We start from the raw sequence: 12,115 nt of genomic DNA, 5'->3' as shown, positions 1-12,115 counted from the left end.
ACATGAGCAGCAGCATCACATCGCGCGAGTTCGGCCGCACGCCCGACGGCCGCGCCGTCACCGAATACACCCTGAACAACGGCCGCGGCCTGAGCCTGAGCGCCATCAACCTCGGCGGCATCGTCACCGCGCTGCGCGTGCCCGACCGCGATGGGCGCAGCGCGAACATCGTGCTGGGCTTGCCGACGCTCGCCGACTACCTCAAGCCGCATCCGCACTTCGGCACCATCGTCGGACGCTTCGCGAACCGGATCGCGGCGGGGCGCTTCACGCTCGACGGCACGGCGCATCAGCTGGGGCTGAACGATGGCGTCAACTCGCTGCACGGCGGCGCGAAGGGATTCGGCACGCGCTTCTGGGACATCGTGCCGCTGTCGGCGCAAGAGGCCGGCGACGACATCGCCATCGAGCTGCGCTACACCAGCGCCGACGGCGAAGAAGGCTACCCCGGCGAGGTACAGCTGACAGTGCGCTACACGCTGCTGGCGAGCGCAAACACATGGCGCATCGACTACAGCGCCCTGACCGACAAGCCCACGGTGCTGAACCTGAGCCACCACGACTACTTCAACCTCGCAGGCAGCGGCTCGGTGATGGACCACCGGCTGACGATTCCCGCGAGCCGCTACTGCCCGGTGGATGCGACGCTGATTCCGACTGGCTTGGCCGATGTGGCTTCGACGCCGTTCGACTTTCGCACTACGACCAATATTGGCGAGCGCATCCGCGAAGGCCACGAACAGTTGCTGCTTGCACACGGCTATGACCACAACTGGGTGCTCGACCGCGCGCAGGGCGATCGCGGCCTTGCTTTGGCGGCACGGCTGGAGCACGAGGCCACAGGCCGCGTCATGGAGGTGCATACCAGCGAGCCCGGGGTGCAGTTCTATTCAGGCAATTTTCTCGACGGCAGCCTGATGGGCAGCGCGGGTGCCAGCCTGCGGCAGGGCGATGGGCTGTGTCTGGAGACGCAGCACTATCCCGACTCACCGAACCAGCCGGGCTTTCCGTCTACGGTGCTGCGGCCGGGGGAGGTGTTTCGCAGCTCGACGGAACATCGTTTCGGCGTTATCGGCTGAACTAGCCCGCGAACAGTGCCGCCGGCACACCCGGGCTGTCGATGCGCACCTTGAACAACCCACCCGCCAGCGGCTCGGCCGCCTGCTGTTCTGCAGTAAGCCCGTTGCGCGCGGTCGTGATGTAGAGCGTGCGCAGGTCGGCATCGCCGAAGGCGCAGTCGGTGACGTGGCTCGCGGGCAGCACGATGCGACACAGCTCGGCTGCGCTCACTGGGTCATGGCAAGTCACGCACGAGCCGCCCCAGTGCGCGATCCACAACCGGCCGGCCGCGTCGGTGGTCATGCCGTCGGGCAAGCCATCGGGCTTCGGAAAGCGGTGCCACACGCGCCGGTTCGACACGGTGCCCGCTTCCATGTCGAAGTCGTAGGCGTAGAGATTGTTCAGCACCGTGTTGTTGAAATACATGGTGCGGCCGTCGGCCGACCACGTCGGGCCGTTGGTCACTTCGAAGCCGTCGTCGTGCTTCGTGCAGCGGCCGTCGGCGTCGTAGCGGTAGAGCGCGCCGGTGGGAGCCTTGCAGTCGAAGTCCATGCTGCCGCCCCAGAAGCGGCCGCGGCTGTCGCACTTGCCGTCGTTGAAGCGGTTGCCGGTGCGCTCGGGTTCGGGCTGGTGCAGGTAGTGCGGCTTCGCGCCGGCACCCGGCAGCTGTGTCGTGTCGAAGAGAGCGAAGCCGCGGCGCAGCGTGAGGATCAGGCCCGGTGCCGTCGCGCGCTCGGAGATCGCGGTGATCTCTTCGTCGAACTGCCAGGCCCGTCGCGCACCGTCGGCGGGGCGAAACCAGAACAGGCGCGGCGTGAGGATGTCGATCCAGTAGAGCGCCTGTTCGCGCTGCGACCAGAGCGTGCCCTCGCCGAGCTCGGCGCCGGCGGGCCAGATGCATTCGGGCTCGCCTGCGACCGAAGGCGCGGGCAATGAGGGAAGGGGGCTTGTCTCTTTCATTTGTTCTTTCCTTGTGATGTCTTCTTGACGCGGCGGATCGTATCAAGGCATATTGATAACGGAAATTGAAAATACTGGCATCAACTGATATTCATATTGCAATGTCGTGTGATGCGTACCTCGGAGACTTTTCTTGAATTCCCCCCAGCTTTCCATTCATCCCAGCCTGAAGGACCGCACAGTGTTCGTCACCGGTGGCGGCAGCGGCATTGGTGCGGCCATCGTCGCTGCTTTTGCTGCGCAGGGCGCGCGCGTAGCCTTCGTCGATATTGCCGAGGGCGCCAGCGCGGCGCTCGCGCAGCAGATCAAAGAGGCCGGCTACGCGGCGCCATGGTGGCGCGCCTGCGACGTGCGCGACATCGCCGCGCTGCAGAAGGCCATTGCCGACGCGGCCGCCGAACTCGGCGACTTCGCTGTGCTGGTCAACAACGTGGCGAGCGACGACCGCCACACGCTCGAATCGGTCACGCCCGACTACTACGACAACCGCATGGCCATCAACGAGCGGCCCGCGCTGTTCGCGATCCAGTCGGTGGTGCCGGGCATGAAGCGGCTGGGCTTCGGCTCGGTGGTCAACCTGGGCTCGACGGGCTGGCAGACCAAGGGATCGGGCTACCCCTGCTACGCAATTGCCAAGTCGTCGGTGAACGGGCTCACGCGCGGGCTCGCGGTGGACCTGGGCCGCGACCGCATCCGCATCAACACCGTGTCGCCCGGCTGGGTGATGACCGAGCGGCAGGTGAAGCTGTGGCTCGATGAAGAGGGCGAGAAGGCCTTGCAGCGCAACCAGTGCCTGCCCGACAAGCTGATGCCGGAAGACATCGCGCGCATGGTGCTGTTCCTCGCGTCTGACGACGCGAAGATGTGCACGGCGCAAGAGTTCACCGTCGACGCCGGCTGGACGTAATCAGGCACTCCCCCAGGCTTCGCGCACTTCGTGTCGCCTCGCCAACCCCCTCGCGGGGGGCAATGCCAGCGGCCCGGCAAAGCCGGTTCCGCGGCATTCCGCGAATGAATCCGGTCAATCGATCTCGAGTTTGCGTCCGTAGACGCTCATGCTGGCCGTCTTCAGCGCCTTCATCATCACCTTCGCCGCCGGCGACAGCAGCCGGTCGGTGCGCGTGATGATGCCGAAGGCGTCCATGTGGCAGGGCATGTCCAGCGGCAGCAGCGACACGATGCCGTGCGCTGCGTAGTAGCGCGCCACGTCGGTCGCCAGCACGGCCACCATGTCGCTCTGCTGCAGCATGCGCGTGATGAAGAGCAGGGCCGAGCTCTCGATGGTGTTGGTCGGTGGGGCGAGGCCTTCTTCCTGGAACATCAGCTCGAAGCGGTGGCGCAGCACGCTGCCTGCGGGCGGCACGATCCAGCCGGCGCTCACCACGTCGCGCAGCGTGAGCCCGCTCACGCCTAGCAGCGGATGGCCGGGGCGCACCAGCGCGCACACGGGCTCTTCGGTCAGCGCCTCATAGCGCAGCTGTGACTTGTCGTGCTCGGCAAAGAGCCGCGCCACCAGGATGTCTAGCTTGCCTTGCTCCAGCCGTTCGATCAGCACCGGGCTGGTCTCGATTTCCAGCGACACGCGCAGGTCGGGCTGTTCGCGCTTCACCATGGCCACGGCAGGCGGCATCAGCGTGAGGCCCGGCGCGGTGATGGCGCCCACGCTCACCTGGCCGAAGCGGCCGGCCTTGAGCGCGGTGAGTTCGTCGTGCGCCTGGTTCAGGCTCGCGAGCGCGACGCGGGCGTGGCGGATCATGGTCTCGCCGTACCAGGTCGGGCGCATGCCGCGCGGCAGGCGGTCGAACAGCGGCACCTCCAGCACGTCTTCCAGGTCTTTCAGCAGCTTGGAGGCGGCGGGCTGCGTCATGTTGAGCACCTGCGCCGCGCGGTGAATGTTGCCTTCCTCGGCCAGGGCCACGAGCAGCAGCAGTTGCCGGGTCTTGAGCCGGGCGCGGATGAACCAGTGGTTGTAGTTGGTCATGTCGTCTCTTGAAACGAAGGACTGATCGGGTTTTCCAGAATCCGATGATCGATATCCATTTTGCTTAAAAAACGATTGGATTGATATCAAATCTATTCATAGACTCGCAGCACTCCAAAAACAACAGAGACAAGGTCCGCGCCCCGGTGATTCACGGCGAGATCCATCAGAACGTGCGGCAGTACATCAATGGCCGCTGGGAAACCAGCGCGACCACGGGTGTGAGCGCCAATCCCTCGGACACCAGTGAAGTGGTGGCCGAGTACGCACGCGCCGATCGCCGCCAGGCCGAAGCCGCCATCCGCGCGGCCACCGAGGCCTTTCCCCACTGGAGCCACAGCACGCCGCAGCGGCGCGCCGACGTGCTCGACCGCATCGGCGCCGAGCTGCTCGCACGCAAGGACGACCTGGGCCTGCTGCTGGCGCGCGAAGAGGGCAAGACCCTGCCCGAAGCCGTTGCGGAAGTGGCGCGCGCGGGCCAGATCTTCAAGTTCTTCGCGGGTGAAGCCCTGCGAGGCGGCGGAGGCGAGAACGTGGCCTCGGTGCGCGCGGGCGTGCAGGTCGACGTCACGCGCGAGCCGGTCGGCGTGGTGGGGCTCATCACGCCGTGGAACTCGCCCTTCGTCATTCCGGCCTGGAAGATCGCGCCCGCGCTGGCCCATGGCAACAGCGTGGTGTTCAAGCCGGCCGAACTGGTGCCGGCCTGCGGCTGGGCGCTGACCGAGATCATCAGCCGCGCGGCCCTGCCGGCCGGTGCCTTCAACCTCGTGATGGGCAGCGGCCGCGAAGTGGGGCAGGCGCTGGTCGACAGCGCGCTGGTCGATGCGCTGAGCTTCACGGGCTCCATGGCCAACGGCGAGCGCATCCTGCAGGCCGCTGCCGCGAGGCGCGCCAAGGTGCAGCTGGAGACGGGCGGCAAGAACGCGCTGGTGGTGCTGGCCGACGCCGACCTCGACCGCGCCGTCGATTGCGCGGTGCAGGGCGCGTACTTCTCGGCAGGCCAGCGCTGCACCGCGTCGAGCCGGCTCATCGTCGAAGCGGCGGTGCACGACGCCTTCGTCGCAAAGCTGCGCCAGCGGCTCAAGACACTGAAGATCGGCCACGCGCTGGAGCGCGGCGTCGACATCGGCCCGGTGGCCGACGAAGAACGCCTGGCGCAGAACCTCGCCTGGGTCGACGTGGCGCGCGAAGAAGGCGCCGAGCATGTGTGGGGCGGCGAAGCGCTGGAGCGCGCCACCGTCGGCCACTACATGAGCCCCGCGCTGTTCCTGGCCAAGCCCTCGCACCGCATCGCGCGCGAGGAGATCTTCGGCCCGCTGGCCTGCGTGCTGCGCGCCGACGACTACGACGAAGCGCTCGCGCTGTGCAACGACACGCCCTTCGGCCTGTGCGCGGGCATCTGCACCAATTCGCTGAAGCACGCGATGCATTTCAGGCGCCATGCCGTGGTCGGCATGACGATGGTCAATCTGCCGACCGCGGGGGTGGACTTCCACGTGCCCTTCGGCGGCCGCAAGGGGTCGGGCTACGGGCCGCGCGAACAAGGGCGCCACGCCGCGGAGTTCTACACGACGGTGAAGACCGGCTACATGCTGGCCTGAGCCGCGACGAAAAACGGTTCTCAACAAGCAAGTCAACAGAAGGAGACATTCCATGACCATGAATCGCCGCACCCTCAACACCGCGCTCGCCGCCGCTGCCCTCAGTGGCATGCTGCCCCTCTCTGCGCTCGCGCAGAAAAAACTGGTGCTCGGCTTTGCGCAGGTGGGGGCCGAGAGCGAATGGCGCACTGCCAACACCGAGTCGATCAAGTCGTCGGCCAAGGAGGCGGGCATCGATCTCAAGTTCTCCGATGCGCAGCAGAAGCAGGAAAACCAGATCAAGGCCATCCGCTCGTACATCGCGCAGAAGGTGGACGTGATCGCGTTCTCGCCGGTGGTCGAGTCGGGCTGGGAAACGGTGCTGCGCGAGGCCAAGGCCGCCAAGATCCCGGTGGTGCTGACCGACCGCTCCGTCAACACCAAGGACGACTCGCTCTACGTGACCTTCATGGGCTCCGACTTCACCGAGGAAGGCCGCAAGGCGGGCCGCTGGCTGGTCGAGAAGATGAAGGACCAGAAGGGCGAAGTGAACATCGTCGAGCTGCAGGGCACTGTGGGCTCGGCCCCGGCCATCGACCGCAAGAAGGGCTTCGAGGAAATCATCAAGGCCGACCCGAAGTTCAAGATCATCCGCTCGCAGACCGGCGACTTCACGCGCGCCAAGGGCAAGGAAGTGATGGAAGCCTTCCTGAAGGCCGAGGGCAAGAAGATCAATGTGCTGTTCGCGCACAACGACGACATGGCCATCGGCGCGATCCAGGCCATCGAGGAAGCCGGCCTGAAGCCGGCGAAGGACATCACCATCATCTCCATCGACGGGGTGAAGGGCGCCTTCGAAGCCATGATCGCCGGCAAGCTCAACGTGTCGGTCGAATGCAGCCCGCTGCTCGGGCCGCAGCTGATGCAGGCCGTGAAAGACATCAAGGACGGCAAGACGCTGCCCAAGCGCATCGTGACGGTCGAGGGCATCTTCCCGATGGAAGTCGCAGCCAAAGAATTCCCCAATCGCAAGTACTGAGAGCCCACACCCATGAAACGCAAATTCCTCAAAGCCTCTCTCGCGGGCATCGCGTTCGCCATCGTCGGCTTCACGCCGCTGGCCAACGCGCAGGACAAGGGCCTGATCGCCATCTCGATGCCCACCAAGTCGTCGGCCCGCTGGATTGCCGACGGCGCCAACATGGTCAAGTACTTCAAGGACAAGGGCTACAAGACCGACCTGCAGTACGCCGACGACGACATCCCGAACCAGCTCGCGCAGATCGAGAACATGGTGACCAAGGGCTCGAAGGTCCTGGTCATCGCGGCCATCGACGGCACCACGCTGTCCGACGTGCTGCAGAAGGCGGCCGACAAGGGCGTGAAGGTCATCGCGTACGACCGGCTCATCAAGGGTTCGAAGAACGTCGACTACTACGCGACCTTCGACAACTTCCAGGTCGGCGTGCTGCAGGCGCAGTCGATCGAGGCGGCGCTGGGCCTGAAGAGCGGCAAGGGCCCGTTCAACATCGAACTGTTCGGCGGCTCGCCCGACGACAACAACGCCTTCTTCTTCTACAACGGCGCGCTCTCGGTGCTCAAGCCCTACATCGACAGCGGCAAGCTGGTGGTGCGCAGCAAGCAGATGGGCATGGACAAGGTCGGCACGCTGCGCTGGGACGGTGCGGTGGCGCAGGCGCGCATGGACAACCTGCTGTCGGCCTACTACACCAAGGACCGTGTCGACGCGGTGCTGTCGCCGTACGACGGCCTGTCCATCGGCATCCTGTCGTCGCTCAAGGGCGTGGGCTACGGCTCGGGCTCGCAGCCGATGCCCATCGTGTCGGGTCAGGACGCCGAGGTGCCCTCGGTCAAGTCGATCCTGCGCAAGGAACAGACTTCCACCGTGTTCAAGGACACGCGCGAGCTGGCCAAGGTCACGGTGGCGATGGTCGACGCCATGCTCTCGGGCAAGACACCCGAGGTGAACGACACCAAGACCTACAACAACGGCATCAAGGTCGTGCCCTCGTACCTGCTGAAGCCAGTGAGCGTGGATGCGTCGAACTGGAAGACGGTGCTGGTCGACAGCGGCTACTACAAGGAAAGCCAGATCAAGTGAGCATCGAAAGCAGCATCGCCGATGCTGGTGCAATCCTCGAGATGCGTGGCATCACCAAGACGTTTCCCGGCGTGAAGGCGCTGAGCAACGTCAACCTCAGCGTGCGCGCCGGGGAGATCCACGCGGTAGTGGGTGAGAACGGCGCGGGCAAGTCGACTCTCATGAAGGTGCTCAGCGGCGTCTACCCGTGCGACTCTTACACCGGCGAGATCCATTTCGAGGGCGAGCTGCGCCGCTTCCGGGGCATTGCCGACAGCGAGAAGCTGGGCATCATCATCATCCACCAGGAGCTGGCGCTGGTGCCGCTGCTGTCCATTGCCGAGAACATCTTCCTGGGCAACGAGATTGCCAGCGGCGGTGTGATCGACTGGTTTGCCGCCTATGCGAAGACGCGCGAGCTGCTCGCCAAGGTGGGCCTGAAGGAGCCGCCGACCACGCTGGTGACCGACCTGGGCGTGGGCAAGCAGCAGCTGGTGGAAATCGCCAAGGCGCTGGCCAAGGAGGTGAAGCTGCTGATACTCGACGAGCCCACCGCCAGCCTGAACGAGAACGACAGCGATGCGCTGCTGATGCTCCTGCTGGAGCTCAAGCGCCAGGGCATCGCGTCGATCCTCATCTCGCACAAGCTCAACGAGATCGCCAAGGTGGCCGATTCGATCACCGTGCTGCGTGACGGCGCCACGGTCGAGACGATGGACTGCGCGCGGCAGGCGATCAGCGAAGACCGCATCATCCGCGGCATGGTCGGGCGCGACATGGCGCACCGCTATCCGCAGCGCGACCCGAAGATCGGCGAGACCGTGTTCGAGGTGCGCGACTGGCGCGTGCACCATGCGCTGCATGCCGACCGCGAGCAGATCAAGGGCGTGAGCCTGAACGTGCGCAAGGGCGAGATCGTCGGCATTGCGGGCCTCATGGGCGCGGGCCGCACCGAGCTGGCCATGAGCGTGTTCGGCAAGTCCTACGGGCAGCGCATCAGCGGCTCGGTGTTCATGCATGGCAAGCAGGTGGACGTGAGCACGGTGCGCAAGGCCATCGACCACGGCATCGCCTACGTCACCGAAGACCGCAAGGGCCTGGGGCTGGTGCTGGAGGAAGACATCCGCAAGAACATCAGCCTGGCGAATCTCGATGCGATTTCCGAGTCTTCGGTGATCGACAACGGGCGCGAATTCAAGGTGGCCAACGAGTACCGCAAGGCGCTCAACATCCGCTGCTCGGGCGTCGAGCAGCTGGTGGTCAATTTGTCGGGAGGCAACCAGCAGAAGGTGGTGCTGAGCAAATGGCTCTTCACCAAGCCCGAGCTGCTGATTCTCGACGAGCCCACGCGCGGCATCGACGTGGGCGCCAAGTACGAGATCTACACCATCATCGACCAGCTCGCGAGCGAGGGCAAAGGCATTCTCATGATTTCTTCGGAACTGCCGGAACTGCTCGGCATGTGCGACCGCATCTACGTGATGAACGAGGGGCGCTTCGTCGCCGAGTTTCCGGCCGCCGAGGCCTCGCAGGAACGCATCATGCATGCCATCGTGAGTGCGGGGAGTTCGGTTCATGTCGCAGCCTGAAGTCAACGCGGTGAAGGCTGCCATTCCCGCTTCCGAAGCGCCGAAGCTGCACGTCGGCTTCCTGAAGAACAACCTGCGCGAATACGGCATGCTGATCTCGCTGGTCGCGATCATGGTGCTGTTCCAGGTGCTGACCGACGGTACGCTGCTGCGGCCACTGAACCTCACCAACCTGCTGCTGCAGAACAGCTACGTGGTCATCATGGCGCTGGGCATGCTGCTGGTGATCGTGGCGGGGCACATCGACTTGTCGGTGGGCTCGGTGTGCGGCTTCATCGGCGCGCTGGCTGCGGTGCTGATGGTGGAGTACGAGTGGCACTTCGTGCCCACGGCCATCGTGAGCATTCTTGCGGGCGCAGTCATCGGTGCGGCGCAGGGCTGGTTCGTGGCGTTTCGCAAGATCCCTTCGTTCATCGTCACGCTCGCGGGCATGCTGGTGTTCAAGGGGCTCACGCTGGCGCTGCTGGCGGGGCAGTCGGTGGGGCCGTTCCCGGTGGAGTTCCAGCGGCTCAGCTCGGGCTTCATTCCCGATCCGCTGGGTGGCGATGCGTTGCGCACCACCTCGCTGGTGGTGGGCGCGCTGGCCGCCGCGGCGCTGGTGTTCTTCAAGCTGCGCGGGCGCGCCAAGCTGGCGGCGCACGGCATGGAGCAGGAGCCGTATGCCTTCTTCCTGGTGAAGAACCTGTTCTTCGCGGCCATCATCCTGTTCTTCAGCTACCTGCTCTCGACCTACAAGGGCCTGCCCAATGTGCTGATCGTGATGGCGGTGCTGATCGTGGTGTACGACTTCGTCACCAACCGCACGACCATCGGCCGGCGCATCTATGCGCTGGGCGGCAATGAGAAGGCGGCGCGGCTGTCGGGCGTGAAGACGCAGCGGCTTGCGTTCCTCACTTTCGTGAACATGGGCGCGCTCGCGGCATTGGCGGGCCTGGTGTTCGCGGCGCGGCTCAACACGGCCACGCCCAAGGCGGGCCTGGGCTTCGAGCTCGATGTGATCGCGGCCTGCTTCATCGGTGGTGCCTCGGCCTCGGGCGGCGTGGGCCGGGTGATGGGCGCGGTGATCGGCGCCTTCATCATGGGCGTGATGAACAACGGCATGTCGATCCTGGGCATCGGCATCGACTACCAGCAGGTCATCAAGGGGCTGGTGCTGCTGGCGGCGGTGTTCATCGACGTCTACAACAAGAACAAGTGACGGCTGTACATGGCTGACGACGACACTCCCTCGCCCGTGCTGGAGCTCAAGGGCATCCACAAGCAGTTCGGCGGCATTCCGGTGCTGCGCGACGTGCAGTTGCGGTTGTACCCGGGCGAGATCCACGCACTGATGGGGCAGAACGGCGCGGGCAAATCGACGCTGATCAAGGTGCTGACGGGCGTGCTGCCGTCGAGCGGTGGCGAGATATTCCTCGACGGCCAGCCGATTCACCCGCATTCGCCGCTGGAGGCCCAGAAGCTGGGCATCAGCACGGTCTACCAGGAGGTGAACCTGTGCCCGAACCTGTCGGTGGCGGAGAACGTGTTCGCGGGGCGCTATCCGCGCTGCGGCGTGGCACAAGGCTTTCGCATCGACTGGGCTTGCGTGAACCGGCGCGCCGAAGAACTGCTGGCGCGCATCGGGCTCGACATCGACGTGACGCGGCTGCTGTCGAGCTACTCGGTGGCGGTGCAGCAGATGGTGGCGATCGCGCGAGCGCTGGGCGTGTCGTCGAAGGTGCTGATCCTCGACGAGCCGACGTCGAGCCTGGACGATGACGAGGTTGAGAAGCTGTTCGAGGTGCTGCGGCGTTTGCGCGGCGAAGGACTGGCCATCGTCTTCGTGACGCACTTCCTCAACCAGATGTACGCGGTGTCGGACCGCATCACGGTGCTGCGCAACGGCAGCTGGATCGGGGAGTGGCGCGTGGCAGATCTCGGGCCGCAGGCGCTGATTGCCGCGATGCTCGGGCGTGAGCTGGCGGCGCAATCGGCGCGGCCTGCTGCGTTGCCTGCGTTCGATGAAGCGGCACCGGCTTTGCTGCAGGCCGAAGGGCTAGGTCAGGCGGGGCAACTGCAGGCGACCGACTTGCGCGTGCGTGCAGGCGAGGTCGTCGGCATTGCGGGCCTGCTGGGCGCGGGCCGCACGGAGCTTGCGCGGCTGCTGTTCGGGCTGGAGTCGCCGGACCGTGGCGTGCTCAAGGTTGATGGCCGCGCTGTCAGTTTCTCGAATCCGGCCGATGCGATCCGCGAAGGCCTAGCGCTGTGCCCCGAGGAACGCAAGACCGACGGCATCGTTGCAGAACTGTCGGTGCGCGAGAACATTGCACTCGCCTTGCAGGCGCGGCTGGGCACGCGGCGCTTCCTGTCGCACGCCGAGCAGACCGAGATGGCCGAGCGCTTCGTCAAGTCGCTCGGCATCAAGACCGCGAGTGTCGAGACCCCCATCGGCCTGCTCTCGGGTGGCAACCAGCAGAAGGCAATGATCGCGCGCTGGCTCGCGACCGAGCCGCGCCTGCTGATTCTCGACGAGCCGACGCGCGGCATCGACGTGGCGGCCAAGCAGGAAATCATGGAAGAAATTCTGAGGCTCGCGAAGGCGGGCATGGCGGTGATCTTCATCTCGTCGGAGATGAGCGAGGTGGTGCGGGTGGCGCATCGCATCGTGGTGTTGCGGGACCGGAAGAAGGTAGGAGAGCTGCCGGGCGGCTCTTCCGAGGACGAGGTCTACGAAATGATTGCTGCGGCATGAACAACCTCCTGTCCTTGGGGCGCGATCACGTCGACGGGAGACATTCGCGGAGGGGAGCACCCGGTGTCATTCACACACGCCCCGAATACAACGCGTGCCGGAGCAACTGACCAT

The 12,115-nt window shown here is 65.4% G+C and carries 10 protein-coding genes; 8 read left to right on the top strand and 2 right to left on the bottom strand.

Translation table 11 applies throughout. From position 1 onward, the window contains the following. Nucleotides 1–2 precede the first annotated feature (2 nt). Nucleotides 3–1,079, top strand: a complete 1,077-nt coding sequence (locus BMW87_RS09945) for an aldose epimerase family protein (protein ID WP_093076016.1) — start codon at nt 3–5, stop codon at nt 1,077–1,079. A 1-nt stretch (nt 1,080) separates the two neighbouring features. Here BMW87_RS09945 and BMW87_RS09940 read toward each other — a convergent pair whose 3' ends face one another. Then, entirely contained in the window at nt 1,081–2,019 is a 939-nt protein-coding gene (locus BMW87_RS09940) for an SMP-30/gluconolactonase/LRE family protein (protein ID WP_093048181.1), read from the bottom strand. A 133-nt stretch (nt 2,020–2,152) separates the two neighbouring features. Between BMW87_RS09940 and BMW87_RS09935 the strand changes: the two genes are divergently transcribed. Next, the gene (locus BMW87_RS09935) at nt 2,153–2,926 is read left to right on the top strand and encodes an SDR family NAD(P)-dependent oxidoreductase (protein WP_093076014.1); all 774 of its coding nucleotides are present in this window, start codon (nt 2,153–2,155) and stop codon (nt 2,924–2,926) included. Between the two features lie 114 nt (nt 2,927–3,040). On the opposite strand, the gene BMW87_RS09925 is transcribed toward BMW87_RS09935, so the two are convergent. Next, nucleotides 3,041–4,000 (bottom strand): LysR family transcriptional regulator, encoded by a 960-nt coding sequence (locus tag BMW87_RS09925; protein ID WP_093048190.1) that lies wholly within the window; start codon nt 3,998–4,000, stop codon nt 3,041–3,043. Nucleotides 4,001–4,146: 146 nt separating this feature from the next. Between BMW87_RS09925 and BMW87_RS09920 the strand changes: the two genes are divergently transcribed. Genes BMW87_RS09920 through BMW87_RS09895 form a run of 6 tightly spaced genes read left to right on the top strand, consistent with a single transcriptional unit; the run spans nt 4,147 to nt 12,001 of the window. Next, nucleotides 4,147–5,601 (top strand): aldehyde dehydrogenase family protein, encoded by a 1,455-nt coding sequence (locus BMW87_RS09920; protein WP_093048193.1) that lies wholly within the window; start codon nt 4,147–4,149, stop codon nt 5,599–5,601. A 52-nt stretch (nt 5,602–5,653) separates the two neighbouring features. After that, entirely contained in the window at nt 5,654–6,619 is a 966-nt protein-coding gene (locus BMW87_RS09915) for an ABC transporter substrate-binding protein (RefSeq protein WP_093076011.1), read from the top strand. A 12-nt stretch (nt 6,620–6,631) separates the two neighbouring features. Beyond that, the gene (gene chvE, locus BMW87_RS09910; RefSeq protein ID WP_093048199.1) at nt 6,632–7,702 is read left to right on the top strand and encodes a multiple monosaccharide ABC transporter substrate-binding protein; all 1,071 of its coding nucleotides are present in this window, start codon (nt 6,632–6,634) and stop codon (nt 7,700–7,702) included. A 41-nt stretch (nt 7,703–7,743) separates the two neighbouring features. Further along, entirely contained in the window at nt 7,744–9,270 is a 1,527-nt protein-coding gene (gene mmsA / locus BMW87_RS09905; protein ID WP_093050256.1) for a multiple monosaccharide ABC transporter ATP-binding protein, read from the top strand. Beyond that, a complete protein-coding gene (gene mmsB / locus BMW87_RS09900; RefSeq protein WP_093076010.1) occupies nt 9,257–10,468 on the top strand; it encodes a multiple monosaccharide ABC transporter permease in 1,212 nt (403 codons plus the stop codon). Before mmsA ends, mmsB begins: the two co-directional genes overlap by 14 nt. Before the next feature lie 9 nt (nt 10,469–10,477). Continuing rightward, nucleotides 10,478–12,001, top strand: a complete 1,524-nt coding sequence (locus BMW87_RS09895; protein ID WP_093076008.1) for a sugar ABC transporter ATP-binding protein — start codon at nt 10,478–10,480, stop codon at nt 11,999–12,001. Nucleotides 12,002–12,115 lie beyond the last annotated feature (114 nt).

Source organism: Variovorax sp. OV084 (assembly GCF_900111625.1).
Taxonomy (GTDB): Bacteria; Pseudomonadota; Gammaproteobacteria; order Burkholderiales; family Burkholderiaceae_C; genus Variovorax.
The sequence above is the reverse complement of the archived record's forward strand: the minus strand, read 5'-3'. Positions and strand labels throughout refer to the sequence as shown.